At 74.4% G+C, this 15,596-nt stretch carries 14 protein-coding genes and 1 pseudogene; 10 read left to right on the forward strand and 5 right to left on the reverse strand.

Going from position 1 to position 15,596, the window contains the following annotated elements:
• The first annotated feature begins 37 nt into the window (after nucleotides 1–37).
• Nucleotides 38–715, forward strand: coding sequence for an O-methyltransferase (locus O2W20_RS16835; protein WP_269171027.1), 678 nt, complete (start codon nucleotides 38–40; stop codon nucleotides 713–715).
• Here O2W20_RS16835 and O2W20_RS16840 read toward each other — a convergent pair.
• Both O2W20_RS16840 and glgC read right to left on the reverse strand, forming a co-directional pair.
• On the reverse strand, nucleotides 712–1,227 hold the full coding sequence (locus O2W20_RS16840; protein WP_269171026.1) for a 2'-5' RNA ligase family protein: 516 nt from the start codon (nucleotides 1,225–1,227) through the stop codon (nucleotides 712–714). The two genes, O2W20_RS16835 and O2W20_RS16840, sit on opposite strands and share 4 nt — an antisense overlap.
• Before the next feature lie 22 nt (nucleotides 1,228–1,249).
• Nucleotides 1,250–2,470 carry a glucose-1-phosphate adenylyltransferase gene (gene glgC, locus O2W20_RS16845; RefSeq protein ID WP_269171025.1) on the reverse strand — a complete coding sequence of 407 codons (1,221 nt, stop codon included), beginning with the start codon at nucleotides 2,468–2,470 and terminating at the stop codon, nucleotides 1,250–1,252.
• A 71-nt stretch (nucleotides 2,471–2,541) separates the two neighbouring features.
• Here glgC and glgA point away from each other — a divergent pair, with 71 nt between their 5' ends.
• Complete coding sequence (gene glgA, locus O2W20_RS16850; RefSeq protein WP_269171024.1) at nucleotides 2,542–3,714, forward strand: glycogen synthase; 1,173 nt, start codon at nucleotides 2,542–2,544, stop codon at nucleotides 3,712–3,714.
• Between the two features lie 10 nt (nucleotides 3,715–3,724).
• Here glgA and O2W20_RS16855 read toward each other — a convergent pair whose 3' ends face one another.
• Both O2W20_RS16855 and O2W20_RS16860 read right to left on the reverse strand, forming a co-directional pair.
• The gene (locus tag O2W20_RS16855) at nucleotides 3,725–4,669 is read right to left on the reverse strand and encodes a GGDEF domain-containing protein (RefSeq protein WP_269171023.1); all 945 of its coding nucleotides are present in this window, start codon (nucleotides 4,667–4,669) and stop codon (nucleotides 3,725–3,727) included.
• Between the two features lie 173 nt (nucleotides 4,670–4,842).
• Complete coding sequence (locus O2W20_RS16860) at nucleotides 4,843–5,757, reverse strand: LysR family transcriptional regulator (protein WP_269171022.1); 915 nt, start codon at nucleotides 5,755–5,757, stop codon at nucleotides 4,843–4,845.
• Nucleotides 5,758–5,828: 71 nt separating this feature from the next.
• On the opposite strand from O2W20_RS16860, the pseudogene O2W20_RS16865 reads away from it, so the two are divergent.
• A pseudogene (locus O2W20_RS16865) lies at nucleotides 5,829–6,677 on the forward strand (EamA family transporter); the annotation flags it as partial.
• Nucleotides 6,678–6,718: 41 nt separating this feature from the next.
• Here O2W20_RS16865 and O2W20_RS16870 read toward each other — a convergent pair.
• Nucleotides 6,719–7,138 (reverse strand): DUF350 domain-containing protein, encoded by a 420-nt coding sequence (locus O2W20_RS16870; RefSeq protein WP_269171021.1) that lies wholly within the window; start codon nucleotides 7,136–7,138, stop codon nucleotides 6,719–6,721.
• A 100-nt stretch (nucleotides 7,139–7,238) separates the two neighbouring features.
• Here O2W20_RS16870 and O2W20_RS16875 point away from each other — a divergent pair, with 100 nt between their 5' ends.
• From O2W20_RS16875 to O2W20_RS16905, 7 genes are all read left to right on the forward strand, one after another.
• A complete protein-coding gene (locus O2W20_RS16875; protein ID WP_269171020.1) occupies nucleotides 7,239–8,351 on the forward strand; it encodes a spore photoproduct lyase family protein in 1,113 nt (370 codons plus the stop codon).
• The gene (locus tag O2W20_RS16880) at nucleotides 8,351–9,346 is read left to right on the forward strand and encodes an MsnO8 family LLM class oxidoreductase (RefSeq protein ID WP_269171019.1); all 996 of its coding nucleotides are present in this window, start codon (nucleotides 8,351–8,353) and stop codon (nucleotides 9,344–9,346) included. The genes O2W20_RS16875 and O2W20_RS16880 overlap by 1 nt, the downstream gene beginning before the upstream one ends.
• Nucleotides 9,347–9,453: 107 nt before the next feature.
• Nucleotides 9,454–10,368 (forward strand): ABC transporter ATP-binding protein, encoded by a 915-nt coding sequence (locus O2W20_RS16885; RefSeq protein ID WP_269171018.1) that lies wholly within the window; start codon nucleotides 9,454–9,456, stop codon nucleotides 10,366–10,368.
• Nucleotides 10,365–11,384 carry an ABC transporter permease subunit gene (locus O2W20_RS16890; RefSeq protein ID WP_269171017.1) on the forward strand — a complete coding sequence of 340 codons (1,020 nt, stop codon included), beginning with the start codon at nucleotides 10,365–10,367 and terminating at the stop codon, nucleotides 11,382–11,384. Before O2W20_RS16885 ends, O2W20_RS16890 begins: the two co-directional genes overlap by 4 nt.
• Nucleotides 11,385–11,439: 55 nt before the next feature.
• Entirely contained in the window at nucleotides 11,440–12,966 is a 1,527-nt protein-coding gene (locus O2W20_RS16895; protein ID WP_269171016.1) for a DUF2252 domain-containing protein, read from the forward strand.
• A gap of 174 nt (nucleotides 12,967–13,140) precedes the next feature.
• Nucleotides 13,141–14,025, forward strand: coding sequence for a polysaccharide deacetylase family protein (locus O2W20_RS16900; RefSeq protein WP_269173885.1), 885 nt, complete (start codon nucleotides 13,141–13,143; stop codon nucleotides 14,023–14,025).
• Nucleotides 14,026–14,102: 77 nt separating this feature from the next.
• Entirely contained in the window at nucleotides 14,103–15,596 is a 1,494-nt protein-coding gene (locus O2W20_RS16905; RefSeq protein ID WP_269173886.1) for a phytoene desaturase family protein, read from the forward strand.

Raw genomic sequence — 15,596 nt, forward strand, 5'->3', positions numbered from 1 at the left:
CGGGCGCGGACCCCGCCCCCGCCACTACCCTCGCCCGGTGACCAGCGTTGCCGGACCGCCCCCCACCGGCGGCACCCCGACCGACGCGGCGGCCTATGCCGACGGCTTCGCCGCCGAGACCCCCGCCCAGGTGGCCGCCCGCCAGCGCGCCGTGACCTCGGCCGATGCGTTCGGGACCCAGGTCCCGGTCGAACCGGCCGTGGGCGCGACGCTCTCCGTGCTCGCCGCGGCCTGCGACGCCCGCTCGGTGGTGTCCATCGGCAGCGGCGGCGGGGTGGCCGGGCTCTGGCTGCTGCAGGGGATGCGCCCCGACGGCGTCCTCACCGCCCTGGACGCCGACCCGGCCGAGCTGCGTGCCGCCCGGCAGGCCTTCACCGAGGCCGGTGTCCCCAGCGGGCGCACCCGGCTGATCTTCGGCACGCCCGGCGAGGTGCTGCCGCGCCTGTCCCCGGGCGCCTACGACCTGGTCAGCTGCGCCGGCCCGCCGCTGGAGTACGCCGGCAACCTGACCGGCCTGCTGGGGTTGATCCGGCACAGCGGGTCGCTGATCTGCCACGGCCTGCTCGCCGAGGACCGGATCGCCGACCCCTCGGCCCAGGACGCGCAGACCGTCGCCTGGCGGGAGATCGCCCGGACCCTGCGCGAGGACGAGACGCTGACCTGCGCGGTGCTGCCGATCGGCACCGGCCTGCTGGTCGCCACCAAGCGCACCTAGGCGTCCTGCCCGGGCCCGAACGGGAACTCCGCCTCCGCGGCCCACGGCCCGCCCAGGTACCGCCACAGCCCCAGGCCGCGGGCGGTCACCGTCTGCGGCACGAAGGACGCGGCCAGTTCGGCGTGCAGCGCCCGCGCGGCCTCCGGGGCGACCTTGTTCTGCACGGTCACGTGCGGGCGGGACCACTGCCGGTCCTGCCGGGTCAGCCACGGGTCGAAGGCGTCCGCCAGGCCTGCGCGCAGCGTCGTCAGTTCGGGCGCCGACAGGTCCAGGGCGACGCCGCGCCCGAGGAAGCGGACGCCGGTGACGGCCACCTCGAACCCCGACCGCGCAGCCACCGCCGCCAGCTCCCGGCCGACGGCCGCCCGGTGCTCACCGGGCAGCGCGTGGAACAGCGTCACGTGTGCCCGCAGGTGGTTGCGCTCCGGCGGGAAGTGCGCCGCCCGCAGCCGGTCGAACCGCTGCTGCGCAGCCTCGTCCAGCAGCAGCGACACGATCAGCGGCGGCGGCACGGTGGTCCGGTGGACGGCGGGTCTAGTGGATGGCGCGGGAGCCCTTGCCGAGGACGGTGATCCCGCTCGCGGTCACGTGGTATCGCTCCCGGTCCCGCTCGGGGTCGACACCGATCTGCGCACCGGGTGGGACGACGACGTTCTTGTCCAGGATGGCGCGCCGCACGACGGCGCCCTCACCGATGTGCACGCCGTCCATCAGCACGCTGGCCTCGACCCGGGAACCGCGCTCCACGCGCACGTTCGGTGCGACCACCGAGCCGTGCACCGAGCCTCCGTCGATGATCACCCCGGCGCTGACCATCGACTCCTCGGCCCGGCCACCCAGCACGAACTTGGCCGGCGGCAGCATCGGCGGCAGCGTGTAGATCGGCCAGCGGTCGTTGTAGAGGTTGAAGATCGGGCTGACCGACACGAGGTCCATGTGCGAGTCGTAGTAGGCGTCCAGAGTCCCGACGTCGCGCCAGTAGCCGTGGTCGCGCTCGGTCTCCCCCGGCACGGCGTTGCTGCTGAAGTCATAGACATAGGCGTCGCCGGCCTCGGCCATCATCGGCATGATCGACCCGCCCATGTCGTGCACCGAGTTCTCGTCGGCGGCGTCGACCCGTAGGGCCTCCAGCAGCGCGTCGGTGGTGAAGACGTAGTTGCCCATCGAGGCGAAGGTCTCCTCCGGGCTGCCCGGCATCCCCGGCGGGTCGGCCGGCTTCTCCAGGAACTGGCGCACCTTGCCGTTCTCGTCGGCGTCGATGACCCCGAAGGCGGTCGCCTCCTGGCGCGGCACCCGCAGGCCCGCGACGGTCACGCCGGCGCCGGTGGCCAGGTGCTGGTCGATCATCTGCGACGGGTCCATCCGGTACACGTGGTCGGCACCGAAGACGACGACGATCTCGGGCCGGTCGTCGTAGATCAGGTTGAGGCTCTGGTAGATCGCGTCGGCGCTGCCGGTGTACCAGCGCGGCCCGAGCCGCTGCTGCGCCGGGACCGGGGTGATGTAGCTGCCCAGCAGCGTGGACATCCGCCACACCGTGGTGATGTGCCGGTCCAGCGAGTGGCTCTTGTACTGGGTGAGCACCGCGATCCGCCGGATGTCGGCGTTGACCAGGCTGGAGAGCACGAAGTCGATGAGCCGGTAGTTGCCCCCGAACGGGACGGCGGGCTTCGCCCGGTCCTGGGTCAGCGGGGCGAGCCGCTTCCCCTCACCACCAGCAAGGACGATTCCGAGCACCCGAGGACCAGCACGCATGGACGGACCGTAACGGTTCCGCCGGGCCTTCGCCCCATCTGCTGCGCACCTCCACCACCTAGGGTGACCTCGTGCGCGTCGGAGTGATCACCAGGGAATGGCCGCCGGACGTCTACGGAGGGGCCGGGGTGCACGTCGAGCACCTCGTCGCGGCCCTGCGTGGCCTGGAGCAGGGGCCGGAGCTGGACGTCCACTGTTTCGGTGGTCCGCGTGCGGACGCGACCGGCCACGGGGTGCCCACGGGGCTGCAGGCCGCCAACGGTGCACTGCAGGCCGTCGGCATCGACGTGGAGATCGCCGCCGCGCTGGCCGATGCCGAACTGGTCCACTCGCACACCTGGTACGCCAACCACGCCGGGCACCTGGCCTCGCTGGTGCACGGCTCGGCGCACGTGGTGACCGCGCACTCCCTGGAGCCCCGCCGACCGTGGAAGGCCGACCAGCTGGGCGGGGGCTACCGGCTCTCCTCCTGGGTGGAACGGACCGCCTATGCCTCCGCCGACGCGGTGATCGCGGTCAGCCGGGGCATGCGGGCCGACGTGCTCGAGGTCTACCCCGACCTGGACCCGGCGAAGGTGGTCGTGGTCGGCAACGGGGTCGACGCCCAGGCCTACCGGCCGATCGACGCGCCCGACGTCGTCCGCTCGGTGGGGGTCGACCCCGACCGGCCGTACGCGCTGTTCGTCGGCCGGATCACCCGGCAGAAGGGGCTGGTGCACCTGCTGGCCGCAGCCGAGCAGCTGCCGCCCGAGGCCGGCCTGGTCCTCTGCGCGGGCGCACCCGACACCCCGGCCGAGCGGGCGCAGGTCGCCGACGCCGTGGCCGAGCTGCAGACCCGCCGCAGCGGCGTGGTCTGGATCGAGCAGATGCTGCCCCGCGAGCAGCTGGTGCCGCTGATCACCGGGGCGACGGTCTTCGTCGTCCCGTCGGTGTACGAGCCGCTGGGCATCGTGAACCTGGAGGCCGCTGCCTGCGGGACGGCGGTCGTGGCCAGCGCCGTGGGCGGCATCCCGGAGGTCGTGGACGACGGCCGGACCGGGCTGCTGGTGCCCTACGACGCCGAGGACCCGGCCGCCTTCGCCGCGGGGCTGGCGGCGCGGATGGCCGAGCTGCTCGCCGACCCCGACCGCGCCGCCGCGATGGGCGCGGCCGGCCGGGAGCGGGTCCTGGCCGAGTTCGGCTGGCCGGCGATCGCCCAGCAGACCGTCGAGGTCTACGAGTCGGTGCTCGCCGCCCGCCGCTGAGCGGAACCGCTCAGCCGTCCTCGTGCAGGAGGCTGCGCGCTCGTCCGGCCGCCTTCGCCCGGTACAGCGCACTGTCGGCGCGGCGCATGAACCGCGAGGTCGGCTCCCCCGGCTCGTGCTGGGCGACGCCGATCGACAGCGGCACGCCCGCGCAGGCGACCCGCAGCTGCTCGACCACCGCCAGGGCAGCCGGGCCGGCGTGGGCGGGCAGCAGCAGCGCGAACTCGTCCCCGCCGTGCCGGGCCAGCACCGATCCGCGGGGCACCCGCGGCAGCCACTCGTCGGCCACGGTTCGGAGCAGCTCGTCGCCTGCGGCGTGCCCGTGCTGGTCGTTGGTGGACTTGAAGTGGTCGATGTCGACCAACGCCACGGACAGGTCGGTGCCGGTGCGCACGGCGAACCGCACGGTCTCCTCGAGCGCGTCGTCGAAGCCGCGCCGGTTGGCCAGGCCGGTGAGCCCGTCCAGGCTGGCCGCGGAGGCACGCCGGGCGAGGGTCGCGACCACCAGCCCCATGGCGGCCATCACGATGGCCAGCGCGACCACCGGGCCGGCCGCGACCCCGCACAGGGTCAGCACGACGGTGCACGCCCCGATCGCGGTGCCCAGGTACGCCGACGCCACCGGGAGCGCGAAGAGGAAGAACGCCGCCACGGCGATGAACAGGTACATGCCGGCCAACGCCACGGCCGAGGTCCGGTCGGGCGCCGCGTAGACGACCGCGCTGATCAGCGCGGTCCCCAGCAGCACCATCAGGTGGAACACCGACCGCGGCAGGTGGTGACCCCAGCGGACCACTGCGCCACCGGCCAGCAGGGCAAGCGGACCGATCGCCGTCAGCACGGGTGAGACGCCGTCGTCCCCACTCCCGCCCAGCAGGACGATGGCGAGGACCGCGAGCCCTCCGGCCACGTACAGCGCCCCGATGACCGGACCCGTGACGCGAGCGCTCGTCACCTCAGGTCCGCTGCGCATCCGTTCGTGCCGCCTTCCGGGTCAGGGTGCCAGGGTCTCGGGAGTCGGCCGGGTGTGCGAGGACAGGTACGAGACCGGCGGGTTCCGTTGTGGGCAACCTAGTCGCTCACTCGAGGTGTCCGGACCGGTTCCCGGCACGACCTCACCCGGATCGGTCAGACGCCTCGGCCGGCCCGGTGGTCGATCTCGGCAGCCAGCTCCGTCAGCACGCCGACCACCCGCGCCACCACCCGCCGCTCCGCACGGTCCGGGCGCAGCAGCGCCTCGACCCGACGCCCGGCCGGCACCCCGGTCAGCCGAAGCAACCGCACCCCGGGGAAGGCGGGCGTGGTGTGCCGGGGCAGCAGCGAGATCCCGTGCCCGGCCGCGACCATCGCCGTGGCGACCGTGAAGTCGTTGATCCGGTGGGCGATGCGCGGTGCGGCTCCGGACCGCGCCGCCACCGCGGCCAGCACCGGCGCGACGGGGAAGCCCTCCCGCACGGTGATCCACGCCTCGTCGGCGAGCTCCTCGGGGCTGATCTCCGCCCGGCCGGCGAGCCGGTGCCCCGGGCTGACCGCGACGTCCAGCGGCTCCCGGAACAGCGGCACCACGCGCACGCCGGGAGGCCAGTCCGCGGCGCCGTCCGGCCGGTGGGCGACCACCACGTCGAAGCGATCGGTGAGGTCGGGGAAGTCGGCGAGCGCGACGTCCTCGTCGGCACACTCCAGCGTCACGCCGTCCCACCCGGCCACCGCGTCGAGCAGCCGGGGGAAGACCAGCTGCGCCGCGCTCTGGAACGCCGAGACGCGCACCGTGCCGACGGGTGAGTCCCGATGGCCCTGGCAGGCCGCGCGGGCCCGCTCCACGGCGACGGCGACGTCGACGGCGGCATCGGCCAGCGCCGTTCCCGCCGGCGTGAGCCGCAGCCCGCGCCCCACCCGCTCGGTGAGCGGCACGCCCATCTCCGCGGTGAGCCCGGCCAGTTGCTGGGAGACAGCCGACGGCGTCAGGTGCAGCACGGCGGCCGCCGCGGTGACCCCGCCCTGGCTGCGGACGGCGCGCAACGTCTCCAGCGTGCGCAGGTCCATGTAGCCAGTCTGCAAGGACAGTCAAGTTCTCGTCAGTTGAGTTGAACGGCATCGGGCGGCAAGCTCACCCCGTGCCCCGTCGTGACCGTCTGCTCGCCTGCCTCGTCGCCGTGCTCTGGGGGCTGAACTTCACCGCCATCCACCTGTCGCTGCAGCAGTTCCCGCCCTTCGCCCTGGTGGCGCTGCGGTTCGCCCTCCTCGCCGTCCCGACGCTGTTGTTCGTGCCGCGCCCCGACGTCCCGCTGCGCTGGCTGATCGGCTACGGCACCGGGTTCGGCGTCCTGCAGTTCTTCTTCCTCTACCTGGCGATGGCCACCGGCATGCCGACCGGGCTGGCCTCGCTGGTGCTGCAGTCCTCGGCGCCGTTCACCGTGCTGCTGGCCGGGCTGCTGCTGCACGAGCGGCTGACCGCCCGCCAGCTCACCGGTATCGGCACAGCCGTCGCCGGGCTGGGCGGCATCGCCCTCTACCGGGCCGACCTCGGGGGCGCCGCGCTGGCGCTGCCCGTGTTGCTCACCCTCTGCGGCGGGCTGGGCTGGGCGCTGGGCAACCTCTGCGCCCGGCAGGCACGGGCCTCCGAGCCGCTCCGGCTCACCCTCTGGATGAGCGTGGTGCCCCCGCTGCCGATGCTCGGGGTCGCCCTGGTCGCCGAGGGCCCGGAGGCGATCGCCCGCTCGTTCACCACGCTGGGCAGCCAGCAGGGCCTGCTGGCGCTGGCGGGGCTGCTCTACACCGTCGTGGTGGCCACCCTGCTCGGGTCCGGGCTCTGGACGGCGCTGATGGCCCGGCACCCGTCGAGCACCGTCGCCCCCTTCTCGATGCTCGTGCCGGTGGTCGGCATCGGCACCTCGTGGCTGGTGCTGGGCGACAGCACGTCAGCGGTGGAGCTCGGCTGCGGCGCCCTCGTCGTCGCCGGGGTGCTGCTGGCGACGACGACCCGACGGACCCGTCCGGGGGTCCGTCAGGGCCAGATGGAGGCGACGATGATCGCCGAGACCGCCAGCGTCGCGCCGGCGGAGACCAGGCTGGCGGGGTGGAAGGCCACCTCGGTGAGGTGCTGGCCCAGCCGCCCGGGGGTGAGCAGGTCCAGCAGCAGGAACGCCAGCGCCTGGAGCAGCACGCCGAGCAGCCCGAACACCACGGTGTAGAGCAGCGCCCGCCCGAACCCGCTGGTCGCGTTGGTCCAGATGGTGGTGAACGCGATCGCGCCCTGGCCGAGGAACCCGGCCGCCAGCGCGATGCCCGCGTTGACCGAGCGCTCCTCGTAGATGTGCTTGGCCAGGTGGCCGGGGGTGAGCAGGTCGAGAGCGAGGGCGCCCACCACGAGCAGCATGATGCCGACGCCGGTGTAGGCGACGGCGTAACCGATGCTGGCCAGCACAGAGGACCTCCGAGATGGGGGGACGGCGGAGCGCTGAGCCTAGGGCCATCACCACATCGCCCCGTGGAACAGGCGTCGATCCGGCGACGCTGCACCGGTCGTGACGGACGCGCTGACCCTGTTCGACGACGTCCTCCCGCCCGAGGAGCCGGTGCGGAGCCGACTGCTGCAGGTGCGCACCGTCTACGCCGAGCCCGCGGCCGCCACCTCCCCCCGCGGGCGGCAGGTGCTCGCCCGGTTCCCCGGTGCCGAGGTGGTGGAGGTGCCCTCGCACTGGCAGATCCCCGAGCTGCACGGCAACGAGGGCAACGTCGACCGCTGGGTGCGGGTGAAGACCGAGACGCTGGTGCTCGGGGTCAAGAAGTCGCTGTCGTGCCGGCCCAACGGCCGGTCGGCCAACTGGATCGCGCCATCGACGGCGAACGGCTGCGCGATGGCCTGCGCCTACTGCTACGTGCCGCGGCAGAAGGGCTACGCCAACCCGATCACGGTCTTCACCAACATCGACCAGATCGCCGGCCACCTGCGCCGGCACGTCGCCCGGCAGGGGACGAAGACCGAGCCCGACCAGTGCGACCCGGAGAGCTGGGTCTACGACATCGGCGAGAACAGCGACTGCTCGGTCGACGCGCTGGTCAGCGACAACGTCGCCGACCTGGTCGCCACCTTCCGCGCGCTGCCCACCGCGAAGGCCTCCTTCGCCACCAAGTACGTGAACCGGCAGCTGCTCGACCTGGACCCGCAGGGCCGCACCCGCGTCCGCTTCTCGCTCATGCCCGACGCCGACGCCCGGGTGCTCGACCTGCGCACCAGCCGGGTCGACGAGCGGGTCGGTGCGATCGACGACTTCGTCGCGGCCGGCTACGAGGTGCACCTCAACCTCTCCCCCGTCGTGCTGCGGGACGGGTGGGAGGCCGACTGGACGACGTTGCTGCGGCAGCTGGACGACGAGCTCGCCGACGCCACGAAGGCCCAGGCCGCCGCCGAGGTGATCATGCTGACCCACAACGAGGGCCTGCACGAGGTCAACCTCGGCTGGCACCCGCAGGCCGAGGGGCTGCTCTGGCGCCCGGAGCTGCAGCAGCCCAAGGTCAGCCAGAACGGCCAGGTCAACGTCCGCTACCGCAACGACGTGAAGCGGGCCGGGGTCCTGCGGCTGCAGGAGCTGATCCGGCAGCACGCCCCGTGGCTGCGGGTCAGGTACGCGTTCTGATGCAGCTCTCCCTGCTGGACCGCGCCCGCACCCGGGCGGGCGAGCCGGACGCCGCCGCGCTGACCGGCACCGTGGCGCGGGCCGCCCTCGCCGAGCAGCTGGGCTACGACCGGTTCTGGGTGGCCGAGCACCACGGGGTGCCCGGCGTCGCCGGGTCGGCGCCCGCGGTGCTGCTGGCCGCGATCGCCGGCCGGACGACGACCGTCCGGCTGGGCTCGGCGGGCGTGATGCTGCCGCACCACCAGCCGCTCGTCGTCGCCGAGCAGTTCGCCACCCTGAGCGCCCTCGCCCCCGGCCGGGTCGACCTGGGGCTGGGCCGCTCCCCCGGCTTCACCGCGCCGGTGCGCCGGGCGCTGCGCTCCACCGACGAGCACGACTTCGCCGGCGACCTGGCCGAGCTGCGGGCGTTCCTCACCGGATCGGCGGAGATCACCGCGTACCCCCGGCCGACCACCGCCGTCCCGATGTACGTGCTGGCCACCGGCCAGGGCCTGCAGGTCGCCGCCGAGCTGGGGCTCCCGGTGATCGTGGGCGGGCCGCTGCTCGGCGTGGCCGGCGACCCGGAGCCCGGGCTCGCCGCGCTGGCCGGGTACCGGCGCGACTACCGGCCGAACGAGCAGGCGCCGCAGCCGCGGGTGGCGATCAGCCTGGACGTGCTGGTCGCCGACAGCGCCGCCGAGGCCAGCGACCTGCTGCTGCCGGAGGCCTGGGCGATGGCGCAGGCCCGCACCACCGGCGCCTTCCCGCCGCTGGAACCGGTGGCGGGGATCCGGGCCCGCACGCTGAGCGCGCGCCAGCAGTCCTACGTCGACCAGACCGCCGCGGCCGCGATCGCCGGCACCCCCGCCCAGGTGGCGAGCCGGTTGACCGAGCTGATCGAGCGGACCGGCGCCGCGGAGCTCGTCGCCTCCAGCAGCACCCACGACCGCGCGGCGCTGGCCGCCTCCGACGCCGCACTGGCCGGGGTCCTCGGGCACTCGCACACGGATCGCTGACCCGCAGCGGCCGGACCGGTTCCGGACACGTGCGCCAGGTGGTGTCGCCCGGGCGCCCGGCTGTGCCACGGTGCTCCCGCCCAGCCCCGTCGCGTCAGGAGGCGCTCGTGCCGGCCGTGGAGATGCACGCGGTGTCCAAGAGCTACGCCCGGCGGGGTCGCCGGCCGCAGCAGGCCCTGGACTCCCTGGAGCTGGTGGTCGAGTCCGGCGGGGTGCACGGGTTCCTCGGCCCGAACGGCTCGGGCAAGACGACGACGATCCGGGTCCTCCTGGGCCTGATCCGCCCCGACGCCGGCGACGTCCGACTGCTGGACCGGCCGGTGCCCGACGGGCTCCCCCAGGTGATCGGCAGCGTCGGTGCCCTGGTCGAGACCCCACTGTTCTTCCCCGGCTTCTCCGGCCGCCGCAACCTGCGGCTGCTCGCCGAGACCGCCGGGGTGCCGCGGACCCGGGTCGAGGAGGTGCTGGAGACGGTCGAGCTGCAGGACCGGGCCGACGACCGGTTCAAGGGCTACTCGCTGGGGATGAAGCAGCGGCTGGGCATCGCCGCGGCGCTGCTCAAGTCGCCCCGGCTGCTGATCCTGGACGAGCCCAGCAACGGCCTCGACCCGGCCGGCATCCGGGACGTGCGTGAGCTCATCCGCCGGCTGGGCAACGACGGCTCGACCACCGTGCTGCTCAGCTCGCACCTGCTGGCCGAGATCGAGCAGGTCGCCGACCAGGTCTCGATCATGGCCCGGGGCCGCTGCATCGCCTCCGGCCCGGTGCACGAGGTGCTGTCCGGCCGCTCCTCCGGGGACGTGCGGGTCCGGGTGCCCGACCAGACCGCCGCGGCCGCCGTCCTCACCGCAGCCGGCTTCACCGTCACCCCGACCGCCGACGTGCTCGTCGTCTCCGGCGTCCCGGCGCCCGGGGAGATCACCCGGGTGCTCGCCCAGCACGGTCACTACCTGGAGGAGCTCACCCCGGTGGCGGCAGACCTGGAGAGCGCGTTCCTGGCGCTGACGGCGGAGCCGGCGTGACCGCCGTCCGCACCGACACGCCCTCGACGGCGCCCGCCGGCCGGTTCGGCGGGCTGCTGAGGGCCGAGGCGCACCGGTTCGTGGCCCGCCGGTTCATCCAGGTGCTCCTGCTGCTCGCGGCGCTGGGCTGGGTCACCGCCACCGTCATCGGCCTCACCCAGTTCGCGTCCGCAACCCCCGCGCGGCTCGCCGCGGCCCAGCAGGAGCTGCAGGCGGAGGTGGAACGGTCGAACGAGTTCCGGGAGGAGTGCCTGGCCTCGACCGACGTCCCGGCGGACGCCTCCCCCGACGAGTTCTGCGGCCCGCCGGTCACCGCCGCCGACCTGGACCTCGACTGGTACCTGGACCCGGCGCCCTTCTCCCTCGTGTCCGGCGGCACGGCCGGCGCGGTGGCGTTCGGCGCGGCGGGTGCGGTGCTCGCCTTCCTCATCGGCGCCACGTTCGTCGGCGCCGAGTGGTCGTCCCGGTCGATCGTGGCGCTGCTGTTCTGGGAGACCCGGCGGCCCCGGGTGCTCGGGGCGAAGACCGCCGTCGTCGCCGTCGCCTCCGCCGTCCTCGGGGTGGTGGCGCAAGGCGCGTGGCTGGCGACGGCCGGCCTGTGGCAGGCGGTCGCCGGCGACGGCGCTGCGTTGCCCGAGGGCTTCTGGTCCGAGCTGCTGGCCACCGGGGGCCGCGGCGTGCTGCTCACCACCCTGATCGGGCTGCTCGGGTTCGGGCTGACCAACCTGGTGCGCAACACCGGCGCGGCGCTCGGGGTGGGGTTCGTCTACTTCGCGGTGCTGGAGACGGCGGTGCGGGCCGTGCGTCCGGCGTGGCAGCCCTGGCTGCTCACCGACAACGCCGCGGCCCTGGTGCTGCCGGACGGCCTCACCCTGTACACCGGCTTCGACCCGGTCACCGGGGTCTCCACGGAGTACCTGCTGGGCAACCTCCAGGCCGCCGTCTTCCTCTCGCTCGTCACCGCCGTCGTCCTGACCGTGGGCGTCGTCCTGTTCACCCGGCGCGACCTGCACTGACCCGTGCAGCCGACCGGGGTTTCAGGACCGGGGGCGACCGGGGTAGGCGGAGGGCATGGACACAGACCTCGAGTCCGCCACCCGCACCGAACTGCTGCGCCGCGCGCGTGAGCAGGAGGTGCCCGGACGCTCCTCGATGAGCAAGGAAGAACTGCTGGACGCACTGACGTCGGACGACCACGGCGACGCCGCCTCCCCTGACGGCATGCGCGGCGACGGCTCCCGCCCGGTGCACTCCCGGGTCGATGCCTTCCGGCTGCTGGCCGAGGCCCGGGCCCGCGGCGAGATGGTGCTCATCCCCCGCATGCTCACCGGCAACGACCGCCGGGTGCACGTCCGGGAGACCGTGCGCGAGGACCACGAGACCCGCATCGCGACCGGCGACCTGGAGGCGCGGGCGAAGTTCGACAAGCTCGCCGGCTCGGTCTTCCACTTCTTCCGCGGCACGAACCTGCTCTTCTACCGCGACCTGGTCGGCGAGGACGCCCGGCTGCCCACGGTGCTCGCGCTCGGCGACGTCCACCCCGGCAACTTCGGCGTGATGCCGAGCTCGGACAACGTGCCGATCTTCGGCGTCAACGACTTCGACGACGCCTACTACGCGCCCTTCACCTGGGACCTCAAGCGCGGTGCGGTCGGGTTCATGCTGGGTGCGGCCGAGAAGTCCGGGCACGGCCCGAAGAAGCAGCGGGCCATCGCGCGCCGCTTCGTGCGCGGCTACGTGGCCGGGATCGCCTCCTACGCCGCCGACGGGCAGGAGCAGAACGAGCAGCTCCGGATGGACAACGCGCCGCCGCTGATCGCCGAGCTGATCGCCAGCACGCTGGAGACCAGCCGCGCCGACTGGTTGGCCGAGCTGCTGGACGAGACCCGCAGCGGCTTCCGCACCGACGAGGAGCTGGTGCCGGTCAGCAGCCGCCGGGAGGAGTTCCAGCAGATGGTCGACCGCTACGTCGCCGAGAACGAGGTCCCGGTACCCGAGCGCGCCGGGCGGATGCGGGTGAAGGACGTCGCCGAGCGGCGCGGCGCCGGCACCGCCTCCCTCGGGCTGGCCCGGTACTACGTGCTCATCGCCGGCGTGCGCGACGACGGCACCGACGACCTGCTCCTGGAGTTCAAGCGCGCCCGCCGCTCGGCGCTGGCCGGGCTGGTGCCGCCCTCGGGCTACGAGGTCGACAAGCAGGGTGACCGGATCCGGCACGCGCAGCGGGTCCACCTGGTCAGCGGCGACGTCTTCTACGGCAGCGTCGACATCGACGGCCAGAGCTTCATGGTGCGCGAGCGGGCACCCTTCCGCGACGACATCAGCCTCGGCTCCCTGTCGACCGACGAGTGGAAGGAGTACGCGGACATCTGCGGCCGGGTGCTGGCGCACACGCACGCGATGTCGGACGAGACCGGCAACGTCGACTACGACGTCGAGCCGGCGATCCTGGAGGCGATCGGCGGGCGGGACCTGTTCGTCGACGACGTCCTGCGCTTCGCCGAGGAGGCCACCGAGCGGATCCGCCGGGACCACGAGCACTTCGTCGCCGACCACGCCCTGGGTGCCTTCCGCAGCGTGGACGTGGTCTACCGCTGACGGCGCCGGGCGTCGGCCCTCGACTCGGCCGAGCCTGAGCCGCCCCACCGACCGTGGAGCCGGGCCGCGGCCCGGCTCCACGGTCGGTGGGGCGGCTCCACCCGGCTGCGGCGCGCCCGGCGGCGCCACGCCCGGGGTTTGCGCCCCCGCCCCCCGGTGGACCACGGTGACCCCGTGCGCAGACGTGACTTCCTGGCCGCCGGCGGCGCCCTCCTCCTCGCCGGGTGCAGCCGGTCCGGCAGCGACCGGGTGGCAGCACCCACGACGTCCGCACCCTCGACGTCCGCAGCCGAGACCTCCGCAGCCGAGACCTCCAGCGCAGCCCCGAGCCCGACCGAGGAACCGGCACCCACCCCGGGGACCCCGGCCGAGATCCTCGCCCGGTCGACGGTCCCGGTGCTCTGCTTCCACCAGATCCGCGAGTTCCGCGCCGACGACAGCGCCTACGCCCGCACGATCACCACGCCTCCAGCCGCACTCACCACCCAGTTCCAGGCGTTGCGCGACGGCGGGTACACCCCGGTCACCGCCCCGGCGCTCGTCGACCACCTGCAGTTCGGCACGGCACTCCCCGACCGGCCGGTGCTGCTCACCTTCGACGACGGGTCGGCCACGCACGCCACGGCGGCCCTGCCGGTGCTCCAGCAGTTCGGCTTCCCGGCGGCGTTCTTCCCGATGACCGTGGTGCTGGACAAGCCGGACTGGCTCAGCAGTGACCAGCTGCGGGAGCTGGACGCGGCGGGCATGACGATCGGCGCGCACAGCTGGGACCACCAGCGGATGGACCGCATCTCCGGCGACCAGTGGGCCGAACAGGTGGACCAGCCCCGCCAGACCCTGGCCGACGTCCTCGGTCACCCGGTCGACCTGCTCGCCTATCCGCACGGGATGTGGGACCAGGAGACGCTGCCGCACGTCGCCGCCGCGGGCTACCGGGCCGCGTTCCAGCTCGCCGACGCCACCGACCCGGCGCAGCCGTTGCTCACCATCCGCCGGATCATGCCGCCGCCCACCTGGGACGCCGCCGCCCTGCTGGCCCGCCTGGAGTCCGACTTCTGACCGTTGGTCCCTGAGCGCGGCCTCGGGGCGGCCGACACAGCACTGCGTGACCAACGGCGACCCGTACCGTGAGCGGCGTGGCCCGGGTCGTCGTCGTCGGCGCTGGGCTGGGGGGTCTCGCCGCCGCCGCCCGGCTGGCCGCGGCCGGGCATGCGGTCACCGTGCTGGAGCAGGCGCCGCAGGTCGGGGGCAAGCTCGGCTGGTACGCCCGCGACGGCCACGGCTTCGACACCGGCCCGAGCCTGGTCACCCTGCCGCAGGTGCTCGAGGACCTCTTCGCCGCCACGGGTGCCCCGCTGTCGCAGGTGCTGCCGTTGCAGCGCCTGGACCCGGCGGTCGCCTACCGGTTCGCCGACGGGACGACGACGGCGGTGCCCGGCCACCGCGACGACGTCCCGGCCCGGCTCGACGCCGACCTCGGCCCCGGCAGCGGCGCGCAGTGGGCCGCGCTGCTGACCCGGGCAGAGGCGATGTGGCGGGCCACCGAGCAGCCGTTCCTGCGCACCCCGCTGGCCGGTGCGGCCACCCTGGCCCGGCTCGCCCGGAACACCGCCGACCTGCGCACGGTGGCCCCCGGGCGGACGCTGCGCGGCCTGGGCCGCCGCTACCTGACCGACCCGCGGCTGCGGATGCTGCTGGACCGGTACGCGACCTACTCCGGCTCGGACCCCCGGCGGGCACCTGCGGCGCTGCTCACCGTGCCCTACGCCGAGCAGGCGTTCGGCTCCTGGTACGTGCCCGGTGGGCTGCGCCGGCTGCCCGAGGCGGTGGCCGCACGCGCCGAGGAACGAGGCGCGGTCCTGCGCACCGGCACCGCGGTGACCGAGGTGTTGGTGACCGGTGACCGGGTGGCCGGGGTGCGGCTCGCTGACGGCGAGGTGCTGCCGGCCGACGTCGTCGTCTGCAACGCCGACGCGGCCAGCCTCTACGGTCGGCTGCTCCCACGAGAGGCGCCGGTCCGGCGGGCCCGGGCCGCGCTCCAGCGGGTCACCCCGTCGTCGTCGGGGTTCGTGCTGCTGCTGGCGCTGCGGGGCCGTACGCCCGGGCTGGCCCACCACACCGTGCTGTTCCCCACCGACTACGACGCCGAGTTCGACGCCCTGTTCGGACGAGGCGGGCCCAGCCGGCCGGTGACCGACCCGACGGTCTACGTCAGCGCCCCCGACGACCCGGCCACCCGCCCGGACCCGGACAGCGAGTCGTGGTTCGTGCTGGTCAACGCCCCCCGCCACGAGCCGGGCACCGGCGTCGACTGGGCCGCCCCCGGGCTGGCCGACCGCTACGCCGACCAGGTGCTGGCGACGATGGCCGCCCGCGGCCTGGACGTGCGCGACCGGGTCCGCTGGCGGGTCGTGCGCACCCCGGCCGACCTGGAGCGGGAGACCGGCAGCCCCGGCGGCTCGATCTACGGCACGTCCAGCAACGGGGCCCGGGCGGCCTTCCTGCGGCCGGCCAACGCGGCCGGGGTGCCCGGCCTGTTCCTGGTCGGCGGCTCGGCGCACCCCGGCGGTGGGCTCCCGCTGGTCACCCTCTCGGCGGAGATCGTCGCTGGGCTCATCGGCCCAGCCTGA

Source organism: Modestobacter sp. VKM Ac-2982 (assembly GCF_026967935.1).
GTDB lineage: Bacteria > Actinomycetota > Actinomycetes > Mycobacteriales > Geodermatophilaceae > Modestobacter.

What these genes read in the sequence shown, in the direction of transcription:
- glgC (WP_269171025.1), bottom strand. Translation starts at nt 2,470, where the DNA reads ATGCGTGCTGGTCCTCGGGTGCTCGGAATCGTCCTTGCTGGTGGTGAG.
- O2W20_RS16860 (WP_269171022.1), bottom strand. Translation starts at nt 5,757, where the DNA reads ATGGACCTGCGCACGCTGGAGACGTTGCGCGCCGTCCGCAGCCAGGGC.
- O2W20_RS16880 (WP_269171019.1), top strand. Translation starts at nt 8,351, where the DNA reads ATGCAGCTCTCCCTGCTGGACCGCGCCCGCACCCGGGCGGGCGAGCCG.
- O2W20_RS16895 (WP_269171016.1), top strand. Translation starts at nt 11,440, where the DNA reads ATGGACACAGACCTCGAGTCCGCCACCCGCACCGAACTGCTGCGCCGC.